Source organism: Mixta tenebrionis, assembly GCF_006517625.1.
GTDB lineage: Bacteria > Pseudomonadota > Gammaproteobacteria > Enterobacterales > Enterobacteriaceae > Mixta > Mixta tenebrionis.
Genome location: NZ_VHQI01000001.1, coordinates 345,156 through 367,611 on the forward strand (window position 1 = coordinate 345,156; position 22,456 = coordinate 367,611).

Consider the following 22,456-nt stretch of genomic DNA (forward strand, 5'->3'; position numbering starts at 1 on the left):
GAGTATGAGTGCTTTTAGTCGCGTAGTACGCGGGCGCAAGAGGGAGGATCTTGCGTCATTGGGGCTTATCAGGCCCTCTGGATTTATTACGAAGGGTAAAATAAATCCTGCCGTTTTTGTTTGATACCTGTCACGTTTCGTCTATCAGGCGGCTAATCTTTAGAATATTTTTTATTTTTTTGCCAACTTTTATACTGAAAAAAGTCGCAGCGCGCCCTTTTCCGCGCTGCACTTTACGTTTTTCAGGGATTAATTACGAGCAGTAAAATAAAGATCAAACCGCAGTAGCGGTGAGGCGTTCCATCGGAACGTGGAACAGATCGGAGAAATTCTGCGTGGTGGCCTGCGCCAGCGTCTCAATATCCACCCCTTTCAGCACCGCCATATAGTCGGCCACGTCTCGCGTCCACGCAGGCTGATTCTCTTTGCCGCGGTGCGGAACCGGCGCCAGGTAAGGCGAATCCGTCTCTACCAGCAGACGATCCAGCGGCACATAGCGCGCCGCCTCACGCAACGCTTCCGCGTTACGGAAGGTGACGATGCCGGAAAACGAGATATAAAATCCCATATCCAGCAGCTTGCCTGCGGTTTCCCGATCTTCGGTAAAGCAGTGCAGCACGCCGCCGCACTCTTCAACCCGCTCCTCCCGCAGAATAGCCAGCGTATCTTCCCGCGCGTCACGCGTATGCACGATAACCGGCTTGTTCAGCTCGCGTCCGATGCGGATATGTTCGCGAAAGGATGCCTGCTGACGCGCCATGGTTTCCCGCTGATAGTAGTAATCCAGCCCGGTTTCCCCTAACGCCACCACGCGCGCATCGGCAGCCAGCTGACGCAGCTCGGCAAAATCCCACTCTTCCTGCTGATTAAGCGGATGCACGCCGCAGGACCAGGCGATACTGGGCCGATCGCCCAGCAGCTGCGCCATTGCCCGGAAGCCCGGCAAAGTGGTGGCGACCGCCAGCATAAACCTGACGTCGCGCGCGGCGGCTTTCGCCAGCACATCGTCAACGTCTTTGTGCAGCGTCTCATAGTCCAGGCCATCAAGATGGCAGTGGGAATCAACTAAAAACATAACGACTCTCTTTGGTTATTGAACCGACGACGATGTCGCCGGTTTTAGCAACGTTTCCCAGTTCAGTAACTGTTCAGTCAGCAGCAGCTCGCGATTGACCGCCACGATGCGACTCAGGCGATCCCGGCACAGCAGCCACTGACGCAGGCTTTTATCCAGCGCCGCCGCCGGCAGGCGCTGCGCCAGCTGCCGCACCAGCTGAGGGCGATCGACATTGGTAATAAAGCGATCGCCGCTCTGCTGCCACTTCAGCGCGTCCGTCAGTAATGAAGCGAGCCAGCCGATACGCGCGACGACATTATCGTGATTCAGCTGCGGCAGCAGCGTCAGCACATCCTCGTCCAGCGCGCTGGAGAGCGTCTCGCACAGCGCCTGACGCTGCGCCCAGAGCTGTTGATCGAGCAGCGCCAGCGCCGCCGCCGGCGCGCCGCTGCTTAAGCGTAGCGCGGCCAGCATCGCCTCAGGCGCGCCGGCCTCCTGCTTCTGCAGCCAGGCCAGGCTTTGCCGCTCATCCGGCGGCGCCAGGTGCAGCCGCAGACAGCGGCTACGCAGCGTCGGCAGCAGCCGCGACGGCTCCGCGCTGCTGAGAAAGAACCAGCTGTTCTGCGGCGGCTCTTCCAGGGTTTTCAGCAGCGCATTCGCCGCCGCTTCGGTCAGCTGGCCGGCATCGGGCAGCCAGACCACCTTCGCGCCGCCCTGCTGCGCATGGTGATAGAGTTTTTCATTCACTTCACGCACTGCATCGATGCCCAGCGCGCTTTTGCCCTTCTCCGCCGCCAGCCGATGCCAGTCAGGGTGCGTTCCGGCGAGCATCAGCTGACAGCCGTGACAGCGGCCGCAGCTTTTCAGCCCGTCGCGCCGCTGACAGAGCAGCCAGCGGCTAATGGCCCAGATCAGCTCGCTATCGCCCATGCCCGGCAGCGCCTGCACCAGCAGCGCATGATGCGCGCGCCCGGCCTGATGCTGACCGATAACCTGGCGATACACCGGATTAAGCCATGGATACCAGTTCATTATTACTGCTCCGCCAGCCAGCTGTGCAGCGCCCGTTTAAGTGACAACGTCACCTCTGCCAGCGGCTGCGTCGCATCGATAATCTTAACGGTCGCGTCGTTCGCTGCCAGTTCAAGATAGCGCTGGCGGGTACGTTCAAAAAACGCCAGCGACTCCTGTTCAATACGATCGAGTTCGCCGCGCGCGCGCGCGCGCTGCAGGCCGATATCAGGCGTGACGTCCAGATAAAGCGTCAGATGAGGACGAAACGCGCCCAGCACGGTATCGCGCAGCGTCTGCATCAGCCGGGCGTCAATACCGCGTCCGCCGCCCTGATAGGCCTGTGAGGAGAGATCGTGGCGATCGCCCACCACCCACGCGCCACGCGCCAGCGCGGGCTGAATTATCGTTTCCACCAGCTGTACCCGCGCCGCATAGAGCATCAGCAGCTCCGCCTTATCGGTAATCTTTTCGCCTTCCAGCCCCTGCTTAATCAGCTGGCGCAGCTTCTCCGCCAGCGGCGTGCCGCCCGGCTCACGAGTAAAAACGATATCGGTAACGCCTCGCGCGCGCAGCACTTCCACCACGCAGTCGCGCGCGGTGGTTTTGCCTGCGCCCTCCAGGCCTTCAATCACAATAAATTTACCGCTCATTTTTTTCCTTCATCGTCATGCGCCAGGCTTTAACCGCCCGGTTATGGCTGGCAAGGTTGGTGGTAAACGTATGCCCGCCCTTGCCATCGGCAACAAAATAGAGATAGTTGCTTTTTATCGGCTGCGCTGCCGCCTCCAGCGAGGCCTTGCCCGGCAGAGCGATAGGCCCCGGCGGCAGCCCGTTAATGATATAGGTATTGTAAGGGCTGGGGGTTTCCAGATCCTTACGCGTCAGCGTGCCGTTGTAGTTCTCCCCCAGGCCATAGATCACCGTGGGATCGGTTTGCAGACGCATTCCGATGCGCAGACGGTTAATAAATACCGAAGCGATCCTGGTGCGTTCATCGCCGATCGCCGTTTCCTTCTCAATAATAGAGGCCATGGTGACCAGCTCTTGCGGCGAGCGGTAGGGCAAGTCAGGCTGGCGATGTTGCCAGATAGCGGCAACCTCAGACTTCATGCGCTGATGCGCGCGCTGTAGCAGCGCCACATCGCTGGTATTGGCGGTATAAAGCCAGGTATCGGGCCAGAGCCATCCTTCCAGGCTTTCACCCTCAGGCAGCTTTAGCGCCGCGGCGGCCGTCGCAGGCCTATCGTCTGCCAGCGTATGCTTCACCCAGGGCGACTTGCGCAGCTCGCGCAGCACATCCTGCAGGCGCGTACCTTCAGTAAAGCGCACCGGGAACTGCGCCTCTTTGCCGCTGGCCAGCAGGGCTAACAGCTGGCGCACGCTCATCCCCTTTTCCAGACGATAGGTGCCCGCCTTAAACTTCGCCAGCTCCGGCTTCAGCTTCAGCAGCGCGCCGAACCAGGGCGAAGGGGCGATAATGTGCTGGCTCTCCAGCCGGGCCTGCAGCGCCACCCGTCCGGTGCCGGCTGGCAGCGTAAAGAGAGTTTGCTGGTTAATCGTCAACGGCGCAGCGGCAAAGCGCAGCACCTGCCAGTAACAGCCGGCAGCGACGACGACGACGAGCAGCAGCAATGCCGCCGCCGCAATTTTTATTTTACCACTCATGATTGATCCATTTTTAACAATCCGGCGCCAGCAGCTGACAGAGCATGCGGGATTGATAGCGCCAGTTATCGATCTGACGTACCGGCAGCAGCGGCATCAGCGCGTTGGTGATAAATACCTCATCCGCCTCCGCCAGCACTTCCGGCTTTTCCCGCACCTCGTGACAAAAGTAGCCATGCCGCCGCGCCAGGCTGATAACATGCCGGCGCATAATTCCATTGACTCCCGCCCCGCTTAACGCCGGGGTAAACAGCTGTTTTTGCCGGCGCCAGAATAAATTAGCCGCACAGCATTCCACCAGCCTGCCCTCGATGTCAAGCACCAGCGCCTCCTCCGCCCCGCTCTGCTCCAGCTCCGCACGGATCAGTACCTGCTCCAGGCGGTTAAGGTGTTTGATGCCGGCCAGCAGCGGGTTAATGCCGAGGCGCACCGGGCTGGTCGCCAGACGCACGCCGTTTACGCGCAGCGCGGCATAGTGGCCCGGCGCGGGCGCCAGCATCATAATGCGCGTCGGCTGTCGGCAATCAACGCCGCTGTAGCCGCGCCCGCCCGCGCCGCGTGAAAGAATAACCTTTAGCACGCCCTCTGGCTGCGGCCAGCTTTGCGCGGCAGCCAGCATCTCCTGCTTCAGCAGTCGCCAGTCGAGGCCATTAATTTTGAGCACCGAGGTTGCCTCGCGCAGCCGCTGCAGGTGCGCCTCCAGCCAGTCGATTTTACCCTGGCGCAGGCGCGCGGTGGTAAAACAGCCGTCACCGTACTGCAAAGCGCGATCGCCGATGGCGATCTGCTGCTGCGGCTCTCCGTTAATCCAAAACATGCTTATACCCAGTGTGAACGCGATGACTGCCGGTTAAGCCCATTCCGCCAGCAAGCGACGAAAGCGCTATTGGCGGATGTAAAAAAGGCCCGCACAGCGGGCCTTTTAGCGGCAAAGGAACAGACCTAGACGCGCCGGAAAATCAGCGAGCCGTTGGTACCACCAAAGCCAAAGGAGTTACACAGCGTATACTCCAGATCTTTTACCTGACGCGCGGTATGCGGCACGAAATCGAGATCGCAGCCTTCATCCGGGTTATCGAGATTGATCGTTGGCGGAATGGCCCGATCGCGCAGCGCAAGGATAGAGTAGATAGACTCCACCGCCCCCGCAGCGCCCAACAGGTGACCGGTCATCGACTTGGTCGAACTGACCATCACGCTTGACGCCGCGGCGCCGAACACCGATTTCACCGCCTGCGCTTCAGCCTTGTCGCCCGCCGGCGTCGAGGTGCCGTGTGCATTGACGTAGCCGATCTTCTCTGGCGACAGCTGCGCATCTTTCAACGCGTTAAGCATCGCCTGAGCGGCGCCCGTGCCGTTTTCCGGCGGCGAAGTCATGTGATAGGCGTCGCTGCTCATGCCAAAGCCTACCAGCTCGGCATAGATTTTCGCGCCGCGTTTTTTGGCATGTTCGTACTCTTCAAGCACGACAATGCCCGCGCCGTCACCAAGCACGAAACCATCGCGATCTTTATCCCACGGGCGGCTTGCCGCCTGCGGGTTATCGTTACGCGTGGAGAGCGCGCGCGCCGCGCCGAAGCCGCCAATACCCAGCGGGGTACTACCTTTTTCCGCGCCGCCCGCCAGCATCACATCCGCATCGCCATAGGCGATGATACGCGCCGCCTGACCGATGTTATGAACGCCGGTAGTGCAAGCGGTAGAGATGGCAATGCTGGGGCCTTGCATCCCATACATGATAGTTAAATGGCCGGCTATCATGTTAACGATGGTAGAAGGCACAAAGAACGGACTGATTTTACGCGGCCCGCCCTGCACCAGCGAGGCATGATTATCTTCAATCAGCCCCAGCCCGCCAATGCCTGAACCAATCGCCGCACCGATACGGGGCGCGTTTTCTTCGGTAATAACCAGGCCGGAATCCTGCATGGCCTGTACGCCAGCGACAACTCCATATTGAATGAAGGCATCCATCTTACGCTGATCTTTGCGCGAGATGATTTCTTCACAATTAAAATCCTTTACTAAGCCAGCAAAACGCGTTGCGTAGGCACTAGTATCGAAATGGTCGATCAGGCTGATGCCACTCTGCCCGGCAAGGAGAGCACTCCAGGTTGACTCTACGGTATTGCCGACAGGAGACAACATGCCAAGACCGGTCACAACTACACGACGCTTAGACACGTTCATCCTCCAGGGAGGGAAAGATTGACACTATGTGAAGTGAACAAAAAACTCAGGCGGTCGAATGACCGCCTGATGGGTGTTCATTAGGCCTGATGGTTATTGATATAATCAATAGCAGCCTGAACAGTAGTAATCTTCTCAGCTTCTTCGTCCGGAATCTCAGTATCAAACTCTTCTTCCAGAGCCATTACCAGCTCAACGGTATCAAGAGAATCAGCGCCAAGATCTTCAACGAAAGATTTTTCGTTGGTGACTTCTTCCTGCTTAACGCCAAGCTGCTCGGAGATGATTTTCTTAACGCGTTCTTCGATAGTGCTCATACTATTAAATTTCCTATCAAAACTCGCTTTCGCGATGGTTTTCGTAGTGTATAAAAAGTTGGAAAAGATGCAACTCAATCCCGGCTGGTCCAACCACGATTTGACGTTATTTTGCGGCTATTGCCGCAATTAACGCAAATAGTTTTCGTAATTATCAGACCATGTACATTCCGCCATTGACATGCAGCGTTTCACCGGTGATGTACGCTGCTTCGTCAGAGGCTAAAAATGCGACGGCACTGGCGATTTCCTGCGCGCCGCCAAGACGGCCCGCCGGGACTTCCGCCAGAATGCCGGCGCGTTGCTCGTCGCTCAACGCGCGCGTCATGTCGGTTTCAATGAAACCCGGCGCCACAACGTTAACGGTAATGCCACGTGACGCAACTTCGCGCGCCAGTGATTTGCTAAAGCCGATTAAACCCGCTTTGGCAGCCGCGTAGTTCGCCTGACCCGCATTACCCATAGTGCCCACAACGGAGCCAATGGTAATAATACGGCCCGCGCGTTTTTTCATCATCGCACGCATTACCGCTTTAGACAGGCGGAACACGGAGGTCAGATTGGTATCCAGAATGGAATCCCACTCATCATCCTTCATGCGCATCAGAAGATTATCACGCGTAATGCCAGCATTATTGACTAAAATGTCCACCTCGCCAAATTCGGCGCGAATATTTTCAAGGACGCTTTCAATTGACGCCGGATCGGTAACGTTCAGCAGTAAGCCTTTACCCTGATTTCCCAGATAAGCGCCGATCGCATCTGCGCCGTTCTGGCTGGTAGCGGTACCGATAACTTTCGCGCCGCGCGCCGCCAGCGTTTCGGCGATGGCGCGTCCGATGCCGCGACTCGCGCCGGTCACCAGAGCAATTTTTCCTTCGAAACTCATCATTATCCTCGTTTATTGTTCAAGCGCCGCTGCCAGGCTGGCGGCATCGTTTACCGCCGAGGCTGTCAGAGTGTCGACAATACGCTTCGTCAGACCGGTAAGCACTTTACCCGGTCCAACTTCCAGCAGCGCGCTAACGCCCTGCGCCGCCATAAATTCTACGCTTTCTGTCCAGCGTACCGGGCTATAGAGCTGACGAACCAGCGCGCTGCGAATAGCTTCCGGTGAGGTTTCGCATTTTACATCAACATTGTTTACAACCGGTAAGGTTGGTGCGTTAAAAATAATATTTTCCAGCGCTACCGCCAGTTTTTCCGCCGCCGGCTTCATCAGCGCGCAGTGAGAGGGCACGCTGACCGGCAGCGGCAGCGCACGTTTTGCGCCCGCCGCTTTACAGGCGGCGCCCGCACGCTCTACGGCCTCTTTATGGCCGGCTATCACCACCTGACCCGGCGAATTAAAGTTGACCGGCGAAACCACCTGGCCCTGCGCCGCCTCTTCACACGCCCGCGCGATTGCCGCATCGTCAAGGCCGATAATCGCCTGCATGGCGCCGGTGCCCGCCGGAACGGCTTCCTGCATCAGCCTGCCGCGCAGCTCGACCAGTTTGATCGCATCGGCAAAGTTCATAACGCCCGCGCACACCAGTGCAGAATATTCGCCCAGGCTATGGCCCGCCATCATCGACGGCATCTGACCGCCCTGCTGCTGCCATAAACGATAGATGGCTACCGAGGCGGCCAGCAGCGCAGGCTGCGTCTGCCAGGTTTTATTCAGCTCTTCGGCCGGTCCCTGCTGGGTCAGCTGCCACAGATCGTAACCCAGCGCATCGGAAGCCTCTTTAAAGGTGGCTTCAATAATCGGGTGATTTGCAGCCAGACCGGCCAGCATGCCAACGGTTTGCGAACCCTGGCCTGGGAAAACCATTGCAAATTGCGTCATCTTTTGTTCCTTCGATTAAAAACGAACCAGCGCCGAGCCCCAGGTGAAACCACCGCCAAAGGCTTCCAGCAGTACCAGCTGACCGGGCTTAATCCGCCCGTCGCGCACCGCCTCGTCCAGCGCCGCCGGTACGGAAGCGGCAGAGGTATTGCCGTGACGATCCAGCGTCACCACCACCTTATCCATGCCCATACCCAGTTTTTTCGCCGTGGCGCTGATAATACGCAGGTTGGCCTGATGCGGAACCAGCCAGTCGATTTGCGTGCGCTCAAGGTTATTGGCCGCCAGCGTCTCATCAACGATATGCGCCAGTTCGGTAACCGCCACCTTGAACACTTCATTGCCGGACATAGTAAGATAAGCCGGCCGATCCTGCGTCGCGCGATCCTGATAGGGCAGCGTCAGCAGCTGGCCATAGCGGCCATCGGCGTGCAGATGGGTAGAGATGATGCCCGGCTCTTCGCTGGCGGAAAGCACCGCGGCGCCGGCGCCGTCGCCAAACAGAATAAGGGTGCCGCGATCGTCTGGATCGAGGGTGCGGGCCAGCACGTCGGCGCCCACCACCAGCGCATGTTTCACCGCGCCGTTTTTGATGTATTGATCGGCCACGCTCAGGGCGTAGGTGAAGCCTGCGCAGGCTGCCGCCAGGTCAAACGCCGCGCAGTCTTTGATTTCCAGCATATTCTGGATCATGCAGGCTGAGCTGGGGAACGCATGGCTGCCTGAGGTAGTGGCGACAATAATCAGCCCGATATCATTTTTGTCGACGCCCGCCATTTCCAGCGCGCGCCCGGCGGCGGCGAAGCCCATGGTCGCCACGGTTTCATCCGGGGCGGCGATACGACGTTCGCGAATGCCGGTACGGGTAACAATCCACTCATCGGTAGTTTCTACCATTTTTTCCAGATCGGCGTTGGTCCGTACCTGAGCGGGCAGATAACTGCCCGTACCGATTATTTTGCTATACATGTCCGCTCAATCACTCCTGGCTAATACAGCCTCAAGGCGCGCGGCAATCCGCTCCGGGACTTGCCGCCGCACCGCCTGCTCTGCCTGTTCGATTGCTGCGGCAAACGCGCGTTGATTCGCCGCGCCGTGGCTTTTAATCACCGTGCCGCGCAATCCTAACAGACAGGCGCCATTGTACTGGTCGGGATTGAGATGGCCGAAGCGTTGCGCCAGACGACGCTTAATCCAGCGCTCCAGCAGCTTCATCCACCACGCCCGCTTTTTCCCTTCGCCTGAAGATTTCAGTAGCGACAGGAACATCCTTACCACGCCTTCCAGGGTCTTCAGCGTGACGTTGCCGACGAAACCATCGCAAACCAGCACGTCAGCCTTGCCGGTCAGCAGATCGTTGCCCTCAAGGTAGCCGATATAATTGATCTGCGGCGATGCCCTGAGCTGCTCCGCCGCTTCACGGATCGACTGCAGCCCTTTGGTCTCTTCGTGGCCAATATTCAGCAGCGCCACGCGCGGTTGCCCGATAGCCAACACCTCCTCGGCCATCACCGCTCCCATAATGGCAAACTGCACCAGCATGGCGCTGTCGGATTCGACGTTGGCGCCTAAATCAAGCACCACCGTATTGCCGCGCTGCTGATGCGGCAGCACGGTCATTAACGCCGGGCGTTCAATGCCGTCCAGCGGTTTTAACAATAATTTCGCCAGCCCCATCAACGCTCCGGTATTTCCGGCGCTGACGCAGGCCTGGGCCTTGCCTTCTTTCACCATCTCCAGCGCGACGCGCATCGAACTACCGCGGCTGTGGCGGATAGCCTGAGAGGGTTTGGCATCACTGGCGATAACCGATTCGGCAGGGATAACCTGCAGACGCCCCTTTACAGCGGAATCAGCTTTAGCGAGTAATGGCGTGATAGCGGCGGGATCGCCGACCAGAAGAAGCTGAAGTTGCGAGTGTAAGGCCAGTGCCTGCAAAGCTGCAGGCACTGTCACGCAGGGACCGAAATCCCCGCCCATAGCATCAATGGCCAGGGTCAAACGTGTCAAAGTAGCGCCTTGCGTTGCCGCAAGAATTACTTAACGATGACCTTGCGACCGCGGTAGTAGCCATCCGCAGTGATGTGGTGACGCAGATGCGTTTCGCCAGAAACTTTATCTACGGACAGAGTGGAAGTGGTCAGCGCATCGTGAGAACGACGCATGCCACGTTTGGAACGGGTTGGTTTATTCTGTTGTACGGCCATGGACCTTACTCCTATTACTTACGCTTTAAACTGGCTAATACGGCGAATGGGTTTGGTTTTTCCGCCTCTTCAGGCAGTTTGCCAAAGACCATGTCCGCGTCGGACACTTCACAGTGTTCAGAATCATGCACCGGAACTACAGGCAGGGCGAGGATAATTTCATCCTCCACCAGCGCCAGCAGATCGATTTCACCGAAATCGTTGACGTCGACCGGCTCGTAGGCCTCCGGTAACGCTTCCGCCTGCGCATCATCTGCAACAGGGCTGAAGCAATATGTTACGTGAACCTGATGTGCAAATGGCTTGTTGCAGCGCTGGCAATTCAACGTGACGCTAACGTCCGCCGTGCCTTTCAAAACGGCTAAACGCTGGTTATCAACGGCAAACGACATAACGCATTGCACATCACTGTCCACACTGGCTACAGAATCGGCTACGCGCTCCACCTGTTCAGGTGTGTAGACGCCCGCATAATCAAGGCGCTTTTGCGCGGCGCGAACCGCATCGATAGTCAGGGGTAATTTTACCTTTTGCATAGGGCGCGCATATTAACTTTGTAACGACAGAGAGTCAAAGAAAAAGGCCGTTAAACAGCATCTTTCACCTGATATTCGCATCCAGTGCGGCGCACAGTTTAAAATGTCTGCTTCCGATCCGCTATATTTTAACTGAAAATTTATGCCACAGCTTATTTTAGCTTCGACTTCATTATTTCGTCAGGCGCTGCTTAATAAATTAGGCCTGCCTTTTATTAGCATTGCGCCGGAGGTGGATGAAACGCCTTACGCAGGCGAAACGGCGCCGCAGCTGGTTGAGCGGCTGGCGCGCGCCAAGGCGCAGGCGCTGGGCGAGCGCTATCCGAACAGCTGGATTATCGGTTCCGATCAGGTATGCGTGCTGGAGGGGAAAATAACCGGTAAGCCGCACACCGAGGAAAACGCCCGCGCTCAGCTGCGCGCCGCCAGCGGTAAAACCATCACCTTTTATACCGGCCTGGCGCTCTGTTGCGCGGCGCAGAAGCGCGCCTTATCGCTGGTGGAGCCTTTCAACGTCGGTTTTCGTAAGTTAAGCGCAGCGGAAATCAGCGCCTACGTTGCTTTAGAGCAGCCGCTGCAGTGCGCAGGCAGCTTTAAAAGCGAAGGCCTGGGGATTACGCTCTTTACGCACCTGGAGGGGCGCGATCCTAATACGCTGGTAGGACTGCCGCTGATCGCTCTTGGCGAGCTGCTGCGTGAGGTGGGCATCAATCCTTTAACGGCGGCGCGAAACTAAACCCGCAAGCCCCAAAAGCGTGCGCCCCACTTTGGTGAGGCGCCTGACGGGATTATTTCTGCTGGCGCAGGACGGCCAGGCAGCGTTTAAGCTCATCATCCAGCGGCGCTTCCAGACGCATTCTGTCGCCGCTGTGCGGATGGGTGAAGGCCAGAGCCGCCGCGTGCAGGAACAGGCGACGCAGGCCGGTAGCGGCAAGCTGCCGGTCAAATTCGCGTTCGCCGTAGCGATCGTCAAAGGCGATGGGATGTCCGGCGTGCAGCGTATGGACGCGAATCTGATGGGTGCGCCCGGTTACCGGACTGGCCTTCACCAGCGTCGCCTGCGCATAGCGCTCTTCCACCTTAAAGCGCGTTTCAGAGGGCTTGCCTTCGCTGCTGACGCGTACCACGCGCTCGCCGCTCTGGAGGATATTTTTCAGCAGCGGCGCCTGCACCGATTTCAGATGCGACGGCCACTGCCCGCGCACCAGCGCCAGGTAATCCTTCTGCATTCCCTTCTCGCGCAGCTGCTCATGCAGCGAGCGCAGCGCGGAGCGTTTTTTCGCCACCAGCAAAATGCCGGAGGTATCGCGATCGAGACGATGCACCAGTTCAAGGAAGCGCGCTTCCGGGCGCAGCGCCCGCAGCCCTTCAATTACGCCAAAGCTCAATCCGCTGCCGCCGTGTACGGCGGTGCCGGAAGGCTTGTTCAGCACCAGAATATAGTCATCCTCATACAGGATGGCGTCCGTCAGGCTGGCGACGCGCTCAAGCTTCGGCGAAATCGCCTCTTCTTCACGCTCCGCCACGCGCACCGGCGGAATGCGCACTTCGTCGCCGGCGGCCAGCTTGTACTCAGGTTTAATGCGTTTTTTGTTCACTCGCACTTCACCCTTACGCAAAATGCGATAAATCATGCTTTTCGGCACGCCTTTAAGCTGCGTGCGAAGAAAATTATCGATGCGCTGCCCCGCTTCATCGGCGGAGATGGCGACAATTCGTACTGCTGGCGTGTTCATATTCATGGGTGGCGATTCTAATGAGTGGCAGATAATAGCGCCACCTCTTTTTCTGTGCTTAACTGACAGCGTATCGCTAATTTCAGCGTCTGTTTTATACTTTTAAACCGGGCTGGTGAAAAAGCCTGCAAAATGAAGGCCTAAAACAGCAAGAAAGTTTATCAGTAATGAAAAGTCACCTTGCTATAACAAGGTTAGCAATGGAATAATGGCGCGGTTTCCTGGCGGCTCACCAACAGGAAATCATAATTAGCGAATTAAGAAATTTTGCCGGATAGCACATACACGCAGCAATGGCGTAAGACGTATTGTGGCATCAGGCATTTAGCGGGCTGCGGGTTGCAGCCTGGACGATAAGACGGGATTGACTCTCTCTGGTAAATTCAGTGGCGGTTCCCTCATCCGAGCGCTGTTTTTCCTCATAAAAACAGGCTGCCGAGATTTTTGCGCCCCTTGAGCGACCGACAACCGTGAGGTTGACGCTGACGCGATAAGACACGGGGCCGTCGGTTATTCTTCGTCCAGTGTTACTTAGCCCGTAGCTTAGTCACTCACGTAAGAATAACGAGTACGTTACGATGAAGAGAATGTTAATAAACGCAACTCAACAGGAGGAGTTGCGTGTTGCGCTTGTGGATGGACAGCGTCTGTACGATCTGGATATCGAAAGCCCCGGACACGAGCAGAAAAAGGCCAACATCTATAAAGGAAAGATCACCCGCATAGAACCCAGCCTGGAAGCGGCTTTTGTTGATTACGGCGCCGAACGACACGGTTTCCTTCCGTTAAAAGAAATTTCCCGCGAGTATTTCCCCGCCAGCTACAGCGCGCACGGCCGTCCCAACATTAAAGATGTTCTGCGCGAAGGCCAGGAAGTTATTGTTCAGATCGATAAAGAAGAGCGCGGCAACAAAGGCGCGGCCCTGACCACCTTTATCAGCCTGGCCGGCAGCTATCTGGTGCTGATGCCGAACAACCCGCGCGCTGGCGGTATCTCCCGCCGTATCGAAGGCGACGATCGCACCGAGCTGAAAGAGGCGCTCTCCTCGCTTGAGCTGCCGGAAGGCATGGGCTTAATCGTACGTACCGCTGGCGTCGGTAAATCCGCCGAGGCGCTGCAGTGGGATCTCAGCTTCCGCCTGAAGCACTGGGAGGCGATTAAAAAAGCGGCGGAAAACCGCCCCGCGCCCTTCCTGATCCATCAGGAAAGTAACGTGATCGTACGCGCCTTCCGCGACTATCTGCGCCCCGATATCGGCGAAATCCTGATTGATAACCCTAAAGTGCTGGAGCTGGCGCGTCAGCATATCGCCGCGCTGGGCCGTCCCGACTTCAGCAGCAAAATTAAGCTCTACACCGGCGAGATCCCGCTGTTCAGCCATTATCAGATCGAATCGCAGATCGAATCCGCCTTCCAGCGCGAAGTGCGCCTGCCGTCCGGCGGCTCCATTGTTATCGACTCTACCGAGGCCCTGACCGCTATCGATATCAACTCGGCGCGCGCCACGCGCGGCGGCGATATCGAAGAGACGGCGTTTAACACCAACCTCGAAGCGGCCGATGAGATTGCGCGCCAGCTGCGCCTGCGCGATCTCGGCGGCCTGATCGTTATCGACTTTATCGATATGACGCCGGTACGTCACCAGCGCGCGGTAGAAAACCGCCTGCGCGAGGCGGTGCGTCAGGATCGCGCCCGTATTCAGATTAGCCATATTTCGCGCTTCGGCCTGCTGGAGATGTCGCGTCAGCGCCTCAGCCCGTCGCTGGGCGAATCCAGTCATCACGTCTGCCCGCGCTGTAGCGGCACCGGCACCGTACGCGATAACGAATCGCTGTCGCTCTCTATTCTGCGTTTGATTGAAGAAGAAGCGCTGAAAGAGAATACCAAAGAAGTCCATGCTATCGTGCCGGTGCCGATCGCCTCCTATCTGCTTAACGAAAAACGTGACGCCGTCAGCGCCATCGAAAAACGTCAGGGCGGCGTAAAAGCGATTATCGTACCGAACGATCAGATGGAAACCCCGCACTACTCGGTGCTGCGCGTACGCAGCGGCGAAGAGACGCAGACCCTGAGCTACCATCTGCCGAAACTGCACGAAGCGGAAATGGCGCTGCCGTCGGAAGATGAGCACGCCGAACGCCGTCGCCCTGAGCAGCCGGCCCTCGCCGCTTTTGTGATGCCGGATACGCCGCCGGCGCCGCAGGAAAGCCCTGCCGTCAGCGAGCCGAAAGCGAAAGCTCCGGCCCAGCAGCCGGTCGCCGCGCAAGCCGCCGCGCCTGCCGCCGCCGGCGGTATTATCGGGCGCCTGCTTGGCGGCCTGAAAAAACTGTTTGCCGGGGAATCCGCCGCGCCTGCCGCTGCGGAAAAACCGCAGGAAGCGAAGCAGAACGACGAAACAGCCACGCAGCAGCGTGAGCGTCGCAACGCCAACAATAACCGTCGCGGCAACAATAATCGTCGTGACCGCAACCGCGATCGTAACGCTGAAGCGGCAGCGCCGCAGCAGGCGCGCGAAACGCGCGAAGAGCCGCGTCGCAATAAGCGCCAGCAGCCGAACGCCGAAGTACGCGACGAGCGTCAAACCACTCTGACCGACGAAGCGCGCGCGCAGCGCGAAGAGCAGCAGCAACAGCGCCGCGAACAGCGCGCCGAACGCCAGCGTCGCCGTCAGGAAGAGCGTCGTCAACAGCAGGAAGCCGCGAAAGCCGCCGCTCAGCAGGAACAAGAGCAGCTGGCCGCCGCGCCGACGGAAAGCGAAGAGAGCGTAGCGGAAGAGCGCGTTCAGGTAATGCCGCGCCGTAAGCCGCGTCAGCTGGCGCAGAAAGTGCGTATCGAAAGCGCGGAAACCGCGCCGGCGGAAGAGATCGCGCCGGCTGTCGCACAGCCCGCCGCTGAGGATGCGAAAGCTGCCGCCGCGCCGGTTGAAGCGCCGCAGCCGACTGAGGCACAGGCAGACGAATCGGAAGAGCAGGAAAATCGCGATAGCGGCAATATGCCGCGCCGTTCACGCCGTTCTCCGCGTCATCTGCGCGTCAGCGGTCAGCGCCGCCGTCGCTACCGCGACGAACGCTATCCGTCACAGTCGCCGATGCCGCTCGCCTCTGGCGCCGCGTCGCCGGAAATGGCCTCCGGTAAAGTCTGGGTGCGTTATCCGGTCGCCCAGGCTAACCACCTCAATAACGAGGAGCTGAAAGAGGCGTCGGAACAGAGCCGCGAAGAGCACGTCGCCGTCGCGCTGCCGATTGCCGCCAGCGAAGCCGTTATCGAGCCGGCAGCGGAACAGGTAGTGCAGCAGGCTGAGCCGCAGCAGTTCAGTGCGCCGGTTACGCCAGTGGATACGCATGACGCTTCCGCCATCGAGGTGCCGGTTAATCAACAGCCTTCGGTCATTCCTGCCGCTGCAGAAGCCCGCGCAGAGCATGTCGCCGCGCAGGCTGAACCGGCTAAGGCGGTCGACGAAGATGTTGAAACCCAGCCGAAACCGGCCGCCGTTTCGCAGATTGTGGAGCCGCAGCCTGTAGCTGAAGCTGAGGCGCGCACCGCTGTACCAGAGGCGCAGCAGGCCGCAGAGATTGCTGTTCAAAGCGCCGCCGACGTTAGCGCCGAAACCGCCGCTCAGGTTGAGCAGGTACTGAACGCGCCGGCGATCGAACCGCAGGCGACGCTGCCGGTCAGCGAACCGCATGCGCCGGTTGCCGCTCGTGACGAAGCGCCTGCCGCAGTTGAGGTTGAACAACCGCAGCCTGCGCCGGTAGCAGAAGCAGCAAGCCGGCAGCCTGTCGCATCACAGGACGAGGCACGCGCTTCGGTGATGTCCGGCAAGCACCACGCCAGCGCGCCGATGACCAAAGCGCCGGCTCCGGCATGGCAGCCTGAAGCGCCGCGCCACAGCAGCTGGGAGCGCCCGCCGTTCCACTTTGAAGGCAAAGGCGCCGCCGGTGGACACAGCGCCACTCATCAGGCGACGGCTCCGGCTACCCGCCCCTGAGCCTCTCGCAGTACAGCATCAACCCCGGCCTGGCCGGGGTTTTTTATTGCCTGCTGAAAACCATTTCCTGTGGCTATCAACCGTCAGATCCCGCCTTATTGTCTTTAGATTGACCGCTTACAGCAGTCACAGAACGTTCTTTTCCGAAGGGCGGCGATCCTTACCGCGCAATCAATGCCGACGTCCAGCAGGGCTGGATTTTTACCGTTCCGGCTAACCTGCGCCGCATAGCGGGCAAAAAAAACCCGCCAGCGACGATAAGCCATCGCGGCGGGTAAAACTGAACGCGCCCGGTTAAGCACGTTCAAAAAAGAAAGAATTAACGGTTCATCTGAAACAATGACATCTGCGACATATCGCTGAAGGTCTTATAGGAAGCCTGCAGCGCCGACTGCTGCATCACATAGCTGGAGATGGCGCGGGCATAGTCGACATCTACCAGCGAACTCATTTTAGAGGCCTGTAGCGTGCTGCGATCTTCGCCCAGGCTATCGAGCTTATCCAGTTCATCCAGCTGGGTGCCCAGCTCGGAGCGCACCGCAAGAATGTTGTTCAGCGAATTGCTCAGGCCGCGCGTGGTTTTATCCAGCGCATCCTTTGAGGCGGCTTTCGCCGCGTCGTCGCCGTTCTGAATCGGCTGTTTCAGCGCATCGATCGCCGTATCCAGGGTGGTAAAAATATTCTTCTCGCTGATGCCGTTATTCGGCTCTTTTACCGCGTTGCCGGTCAGCGAGAGGAAAACCTGCTCGCCGGTATGGCTGGTGGTCATGGTGCGGCTGGTATCCACCTTCTGCGTAATAGCGTTAGCGCCGCCGTTATAAACCACGCTGCCGTTAGCATCTTCGGTAAAAGGCGCTCTGTCGCTCTGGTAGCCGGCGAAAATATAGCGCCCGTTGCCGTCGGTGCTGTTCGCCAGGTTCATCAGCTGGGCGCGCACGCCTTCCAGCTGCGTCGCATAGGAAGCGCGGTCATCGTCGGAAAGCGAGCCGTTGCCCGCCGCCACGATCAGCGATTGCGCGCTCTGTACGGTGGTGGTCACGTTCTGTAAAACGCTCTCTTCCAGCGAGACGCTCTGGTTGGCGAAAGTGCGCGCCAGCTTGTACTGGCTGTTTTCCGCCTGCGCCTGAGAGAGCACCACCGCCTGCGCCGCCGCCAGCGGATCGTCTGACGGATTAATGACCCGTTTGCCGGTGGAGAGCTGCTCGCCCGCCTTCAGCCAGCCCGACTGCGCGTTGGTAACGCCGCGCAGCTGCTGGTCATACATCATGCTGGTGCTGAGTCGCATGGTGATTATTCCTTTATCAGTTCAGTTAGCCACGAATGCCGATCAGGGCGTCAAAGATCGCCGACGCCGTCTGTAAAACCTGGGCGTTTGCCATGTAATACTGCTGGTAACGCTGCAGGTTGACATACTCTTCATCAAGGTTGACGCCGGAAACCGACTGCTGGCGCTCGGTAAGCTGTTTCACCACATTGCTTTGCGTGTCGCTGGTGGTTTTCAGCGTACTGGTTTTGTTACCGATATCGCTGACCAGGCTGGCATAAGCCTGCGCCAGGGTGGCATTGCCGTTCACCAGATCCTTGCTCTGCAAATCGAGCAGGCTCTGGGCGTTGCGGTTATCGCTTGCGCCATCCGGCGCCGAGGCGGCGGCAATCTGCGTTTCACTGCTAATCGCCACGCCCATATTAACGATGGCGTTGCTGACCGGCTTCACCACGAAACTGTCGTTGGCGGCAGGCGTGCCGGAGGGCGTCAGCTGCAGACCATCGAAATTGAGCCTGCCGTTGCCGTCCAGCGTCGCGCTGACGCTGGTATTGTCCGCCAGCCGTTTCACATTCCAGCTGTTGCCGTCCCAGGTCACTTTATAGTCGGTGGCCTGCGCTTTGCTGGCATCGCTCCAGCTGGCGGCCAGGGTAACGGCAGAGCCGTTTTTACCGTTGCCGACCACCGCCGGGCCGCCAACCGAGAAGAAATCGACGCCCGCCTTGCCTTCGCTGTCATAGCCCGCTTTATGCTGGGTATTGAAGCTGTCGGCAAAGTTGAGCGCCAGCTGGTTCAGCTTGTTGCGCGCCGCATCGAGATCTTCATTGCGGAACTTCAGCAGGCCGCCCAGCGAGCCATTGCTAATCAGGCTCTCCGGGATCTCGACGTTGCCGGCGGTTTTATCGACATAGCCGATAGTGGTGCGCGCCGGATCGCTGCTGGAGGCCATCGCTACCAGCTGATTACTGTCGGAGCCGTTGACCAGCGTCAGACCGTTGGACATTGAGACGATGTAGCTGCCGTCCTGCTTTGAGACATTCACGCCCACCAGATCGTTTAACTGGTTAACCAGCGCATCGCGCTGATCCAGCAGGCTGTTGGGATCGGCGCCCGCGCCCGCCGCCTGCAGCTTGCCGATCTGGGTATTCAGATTAGCGATCTGGCTGCTGTAGCTGTTGATCTGCTGAACGGAAGAGGCCAGGCTGCCGTTGACGCTGGCGTCCATATTGCGCAGATATTGATCGGTCACCTTAAACTGGTTAACCAGGCCTGCCGCTTTACCCAGCAGCGTCTGACGCGCGGAGGGATCGTCCGCGTTGCTTACCACGTTCTGCACGGTGGTGAAGAAGCCTGACAGCGTGCCCGACAGGCTATTGGATGCGCCGGACATCAGATCGTCAATATTGGAGATCTGGTTATACTGCGAGGTTATCCCGCTGTTAAGCGCGGAGGCGCTGCGCAGCTGGCCGGTAATAAACTCATCATATTCGCGATGGACGCCGCTGATAGTAACGCCATTGCCATAGTAGCTGCCGCCGCGCAGGGTGCTGGGCAGCGAGGCGATCTCCGCCGTCTGACGCGAATAGCCCGCCACGTTGTAATTGTTGATGTTATTACTGGTGGTATTCAGCGCAGCCTGCGCGGCGCTCAGTCCGCTCGTTGCGGAGTTAATTAAGCTGGACATGTCGGTTCCTTTTGCCCCGGTCACGCGCCGGGCGGCAGTCAACGAATCAGGCGCCAGAGGCGCGCTTACGCGCTCTCTGGCCTGCTGTGGTTATCGGCGTGCTTAAGTGAAACTTGAGTAAAAAATCAGAACAGATCGCCCATATCCTTGCCGTAGGCTTTAACGACTTTTTCACCGAGGTGTTTAAACTGCTGGATCATTCCCACCAGCTTTTTGGCGTATTTAGGATCGGTGGCGTAGCCCGCCGCCTGTAAGGCGTGCGCGCCCTCTTCCGCGCTTCTCGCACCCTTCACCGCCGCATAGCGGGGATTCTTGCTCAGCAGGCTGACGTAGTCGGTTAGCGCATCGAGGTAAGAGTCATAGACGCGAAACGCCGCCTTCACCTTTTTCGCCACGCCGTTTTCATATTCGGTGGTGGTGATTTCAGTGGTTTTGCCCTGCCAGCTGCCGGTGGCCTTGATGCCAAACAGGTTGTAGCTCGGCTTGCCCTCCGGCGTCAGGATCTGGCGTTGTCCCCAGCCCGACTCCAGCGCCGCCTGGGCGAGGATCAGCTGATGCGGAATGCCGCTCTGCGCGCTCGCCTGCTGCGCGGGCTGCATCAGTTGAGCGATAAAATCGCCGCTGTCGCCGCTGAGCGGCGCGCTTTCGGTAGGCTGCGGCAGTTTCGGCAGCGCGCGCTGCACCAGCTGCACCATTTGCGTCTGCATCTGCTCCCGCTGCTTCGGCGCCAGGGTATTGATAATCACCGCGCGATCGAGCGGCATCGGCACGCTGCCGGCGCGCTCGTCGGGCGCCTGGGCGGGCATCATCTGTTTGACGATGGTATCCGCCAGCCCCAGCCCTTTATTGCCTATCTCCTGCGCAATTTGCTGGTCATACATTGAGGTAAACATGCGCGACTGTTCGGTGCTTAACAGGCCATCCTGCGGCAGCGCCTGACGCATGCTTTTCAGCATCATCTGCACGAACATGCCTTCCACCTGTTTCGCCACCTGCAGCGCCTTGCCCTGCGGATCGCCGCCCGCCTGGCGTTTCAGGTCGTTGAGCGCCTGGCTGTCCCAGGCGGCGCCCGTTACCGATCGCGTCTCGTTCATCAGATGATTTCCAGTTTGGCGCGCAGGCAGCCGGCGCTCTGCATTGACTGAAGAATGGACATCAGATCCATCGGCGTCGCGCCGAGCGCGTTCAGCGCCCGCACCACGCTGTTCAGGTTGGCGCTGGCGTTGACGCGTTGCAGCGCGCCGCCCTCCTGACGCAGATCGATCTGGGTTTGCGGCGTCACCACCGTCTGTCCGCCCGCCAGCGGCGTGTTCGGCTGGCTGACGTTCTGCTGCTGGTTAACCGTGACCGACAGGTTGCCCTGCGCCACCGCACAGGAGCTGAGCGACACTTCACGGTTCATTACCACCGAGCCGGTACGTGAGTTGATAATCACTTTGGCATCCTGCACCGGCACCGCGACATCGATATTCTGGATATCGGCCAGCAGACGCACCTGCGAGCTGTTATTCATCGGCACGCGCACCTGAACGGTAAGGGCATCAAGCGGCATTGCCGAGCCGTAGCCGCGCCCGTTAATCGCATCGCTGATACGCTGCGCCATGCTGAAATCTTCCTCGTTCAGCTGCAGGTTCAGCGTGCCCTGGCTGCCGAAGTTACTCTGAATTTCGCGTTCGATAGTGGCGCCGCCGGTAATGCGTCCGCCGTTCAGCTGGTTAACCTGCACGCTGGAGCCGCCTGCCGACGCGCCCGCGCCGCCGACTAAAATATTGCCCTGCGCCAGCGCATAGACCTGGTTATCGACGCCCTTCAGCGGCGTCATCAGCAGCGTACCGCCGCGCAGGCTTTTGGCGTTGCCCAGCGAGGAAACCACTATGTCGATCTGCTGTCCCTGGCGGCCAAAGGCGGGCAGGTTGGCGGTCACCATCACCGCCGCTACATTTTTCAGCTGCATATTGGTGCCGGTCGGCACGGTAATGCCGAGCTGCGACAGCATGTTGTTCAACGACTGGGTGGTAAAAGGCGTCTGCGCCGTCTGGTCGCCGGTACCGTCGAGGCCCACTACCAGACCGTAGCCGATCAGCTGGTTATCGCGCACGCCCTGAACCGTGGTGAGATCGCGGATGCGGTCGGCGCTGGCAAAGGCGCTGACGCCTGACAGCAGCAGCGCGAGCGCGAAGTGAATAATGCGTGACTGTGACATAAAAGCCTCTTACATCGGTGAGATGTTCAGGAAGAAGCGCTGCAGCCAACCCATGTTCTGCGCTTCATTAATATAACCGTTGCCGACATACTCAATGCGGGCATCGGCCACCTGGGTTGACACCACGGTGTTGCTGCCGCTGATGGTGCGCGGGTTGACCACGCCAGAGAAGCGAATAAATTCGGTGCCCTGGTTAATCTCGATCTGTTTCTCACCGACCACGTTCAGGTTGCCGTTCGGCAGCACCTGATTAACGGTAACCGTAATGGTGCCGGTAAAGGTGTTGTTGGCGGAGGCGCCGCCTTTGCCGGCGAAATCATTTTTGCCGGAGGCATCCAGCGCGGTTTTATCGCCGCCGAGCAGCCCTTCCAGCGCGCGCGGTACGGCATTGAGGCCGATGCTGGCGCTGCCGTCGCGGCTGGCGTTGGCGGAAGAACTCTTGCTGGCGCTGACGTTTTCCTGCAATACGATAGTCAGGGTGTCGCCGATATTGCGCGGACGACGATCTTCAAACAGCGGTTGATAGCCGTAGTTCATCGGCATCACCCCCTGAAAAATAGAGCCGTTTACCACCGGCGGCATGGCTGGCATCGGCTGGGCCGTTGTCGGGCCATCGACCAGCGGTTTACGGGGGACCAGCGCGCAACCGTTAAGGGCGATCGCCAGCGCGACGATCGTCCAGTGTCGAGGCTTCAATAGGTACTGCTTCGCCATGACCTGTATACCTTTCATTATTTCACTCTGAGTTGGCGGAGCCTGCGCC

Annotated in this window: 21 protein-coding genes; 2 read left to right on the top strand and 19 right to left on the bottom strand. The window is 58.9% G+C overall.

The features are described from left to right. Nucleotides 1–274: 274 nt before the first annotated feature. From FKM52_RS01570 to yceD, 13 genes are all read right to left on the bottom strand, one after another. Nucleotides 275–1,075 carry a metal-dependent hydrolase gene (locus FKM52_RS01570; protein WP_141174444.1) on the bottom strand — a complete coding sequence of 267 codons (801 nt, stop codon included), beginning with the start codon at nucleotides 1,073–1,075 and terminating at the stop codon, nucleotides 275–277. 15 nt (nucleotides 1,076–1,090) lie between these two features. Further along, nucleotides 1,091–2,089 carry a DNA polymerase III subunit delta' gene (gene holB / locus FKM52_RS01575; protein ID WP_141174445.1) on the bottom strand — a complete coding sequence of 333 codons (999 nt, stop codon included), beginning with the start codon at nucleotides 2,087–2,089 and terminating at the stop codon, nucleotides 1,091–1,093. A gap of 2 nt (nucleotides 2,090–2,091) precedes the next feature. Then, nucleotides 2,092–2,721, bottom strand: coding sequence for a dTMP kinase (gene tmk / locus FKM52_RS01580; RefSeq protein ID WP_141174446.1), 630 nt, complete (start codon nucleotides 2,719–2,721; stop codon nucleotides 2,092–2,094). Beyond that, nucleotides 2,711–3,736 carry an endolytic transglycosylase MltG gene (gene mltG / locus FKM52_RS01585; protein ID WP_141174447.1) on the bottom strand — a complete coding sequence of 342 codons (1,026 nt, stop codon included), beginning with the start codon at nucleotides 3,734–3,736 and terminating at the stop codon, nucleotides 2,711–2,713. The genes tmk and mltG overlap by 11 nt, the downstream gene beginning before the upstream one ends. 13 nt (nucleotides 3,737–3,749) lie before the next feature. Further along, nucleotides 3,750–4,553 (bottom strand): aminodeoxychorismate lyase, encoded by an 804-nt coding sequence (gene pabC / locus FKM52_RS01590; RefSeq protein ID WP_141174448.1) that lies wholly within the window; start codon nucleotides 4,551–4,553, stop codon nucleotides 3,750–3,752. Nucleotides 4,554–4,678: 125 nt separating this feature from the next. Beyond that, nucleotides 4,679–5,920: a beta-ketoacyl-ACP synthase II gene (fabF, locus tag FKM52_RS01595; protein WP_141174449.1), complete on the bottom strand. Its 1,242-nt coding sequence runs from the start codon at nucleotides 5,918–5,920 to the stop codon at nucleotides 4,679–4,681. An 86-nt stretch (nucleotides 5,921–6,006) separates the two neighbouring features. Beyond that, nucleotides 6,007–6,243, bottom strand: coding sequence for an acyl carrier protein (acpP, locus tag FKM52_RS01600; protein WP_038626777.1), 237 nt, complete (start codon nucleotides 6,241–6,243; stop codon nucleotides 6,007–6,009). A gap of 154 nt (nucleotides 6,244–6,397) precedes the next feature. Beyond that, the gene (gene fabG, locus FKM52_RS01605; RefSeq protein WP_141174697.1) at nucleotides 6,398–7,132 is read right to left on the bottom strand and encodes a 3-oxoacyl-ACP reductase FabG; all 735 of its coding nucleotides are present in this window, start codon (nucleotides 7,130–7,132) and stop codon (nucleotides 6,398–6,400) included. Nucleotides 7,133–7,144: 12 nt separating this feature from the next. Further along, entirely contained in the window at nucleotides 7,145–8,074 is a 930-nt protein-coding gene (fabD, locus tag FKM52_RS01610; RefSeq protein WP_141174450.1) for an ACP S-malonyltransferase, read from the bottom strand. Between the two features lie 15 nt (nucleotides 8,075–8,089). Next, the gene (locus FKM52_RS01615) at nucleotides 8,090–9,043 is read right to left on the bottom strand and encodes a beta-ketoacyl-ACP synthase III (protein ID WP_141174451.1); all 954 of its coding nucleotides are present in this window, start codon (nucleotides 9,041–9,043) and stop codon (nucleotides 8,090–8,092) included. 6 nt (nucleotides 9,044–9,049) lie between these two features. Next, on the bottom strand, nucleotides 9,050–10,084 hold the full coding sequence (gene plsX, locus FKM52_RS01620) for a phosphate acyltransferase PlsX (protein WP_141174452.1): 1,035 nt from the start codon (nucleotides 10,082–10,084) through the stop codon (nucleotides 9,050–9,052). Nucleotides 10,085–10,110: 26 nt separating this feature from the next. Continuing rightward, nucleotides 10,111–10,281 (bottom strand): 50S ribosomal protein L32, encoded by a 171-nt coding sequence (rpmF, locus tag FKM52_RS01625; protein ID WP_038626789.1) that lies wholly within the window; start codon nucleotides 10,279–10,281, stop codon nucleotides 10,111–10,113. A gap of 14 nt (nucleotides 10,282–10,295) precedes the next feature. Then, on the bottom strand, nucleotides 10,296–10,817 hold the full coding sequence (yceD, locus tag FKM52_RS01630; RefSeq protein WP_141174453.1) for a 23S rRNA accumulation protein YceD: 522 nt from the start codon (nucleotides 10,815–10,817) through the stop codon (nucleotides 10,296–10,298). 142 nt (nucleotides 10,818–10,959) lie between these two features. Between yceD and FKM52_RS01635 the strand changes: the two genes are divergently transcribed. Next, nucleotides 10,960–11,553, top strand: coding sequence for a Maf family protein (locus FKM52_RS01635; RefSeq protein ID WP_141174454.1), 594 nt, complete (start codon nucleotides 10,960–10,962; stop codon nucleotides 11,551–11,553). A 52-nt stretch (nucleotides 11,554–11,605) separates the two neighbouring features. On the opposite strand, the gene rluC is transcribed toward FKM52_RS01635, so the two are convergent. Beyond that, nucleotides 11,606–12,559: a 23S rRNA pseudouridine(955/2504/2580) synthase RluC gene (gene rluC, locus FKM52_RS01640; protein WP_141174455.1), complete on the bottom strand. Its 954-nt coding sequence runs from the start codon at nucleotides 12,557–12,559 to the stop codon at nucleotides 11,606–11,608. 572 nt (nucleotides 12,560–13,131) lie between these two features. On the opposite strand from rluC, the gene rne reads away from it, so the two are divergent. Beyond that, nucleotides 13,132–16,542 (top strand): ribonuclease E, encoded by a 3,411-nt coding sequence (gene rne, locus FKM52_RS01645; protein WP_141174456.1) that lies wholly within the window; start codon nucleotides 13,132–13,134, stop codon nucleotides 16,540–16,542. A gap of 319 nt (nucleotides 16,543–16,861) precedes the next feature. On the opposite strand, the gene flgL is transcribed toward rne, so the two are convergent. The 5 genes from flgL to flgH form a co-directional block, all read right to left on the bottom strand. Next, complete coding sequence (gene flgL, locus FKM52_RS01650; protein ID WP_141174457.1) at nucleotides 16,862–17,827, bottom strand: flagellar hook-associated protein FlgL; 966 nt, start codon at nucleotides 17,825–17,827, stop codon at nucleotides 16,862–16,864. A gap of 25 nt (nucleotides 17,828–17,852) precedes the next feature. After that, nucleotides 17,853–19,490, bottom strand: a complete 1,638-nt coding sequence (gene flgK, locus FKM52_RS01655; protein ID WP_141174458.1) for a flagellar hook-associated protein FlgK — start codon at nucleotides 19,488–19,490, stop codon at nucleotides 17,853–17,855. A gap of 125 nt (nucleotides 19,491–19,615) precedes the next feature. Then, nucleotides 19,616–20,584, bottom strand: a complete 969-nt coding sequence (gene flgJ / locus FKM52_RS01660; protein ID WP_141174459.1) for a flagellar assembly peptidoglycan hydrolase FlgJ — start codon at nucleotides 20,582–20,584, stop codon at nucleotides 19,616–19,618. Beyond that, a complete protein-coding gene (locus tag FKM52_RS01665; RefSeq protein ID WP_141174460.1) occupies nucleotides 20,584–21,693 on the bottom strand; it encodes a flagellar basal body P-ring protein FlgI in 1,110 nt (369 codons plus the stop codon). Before FKM52_RS01665 ends, flgJ begins: the two co-directional genes overlap by 1 nt. Before the next feature lie 9 nt (nucleotides 21,694–21,702). Further along, a complete protein-coding gene (flgH, locus tag FKM52_RS01670; RefSeq protein WP_141174698.1) occupies nucleotides 21,703–22,407 on the bottom strand; it encodes a flagellar basal body L-ring protein FlgH in 705 nt (234 codons plus the stop codon). Nucleotides 22,408–22,456 lie beyond the last annotated feature (49 nt).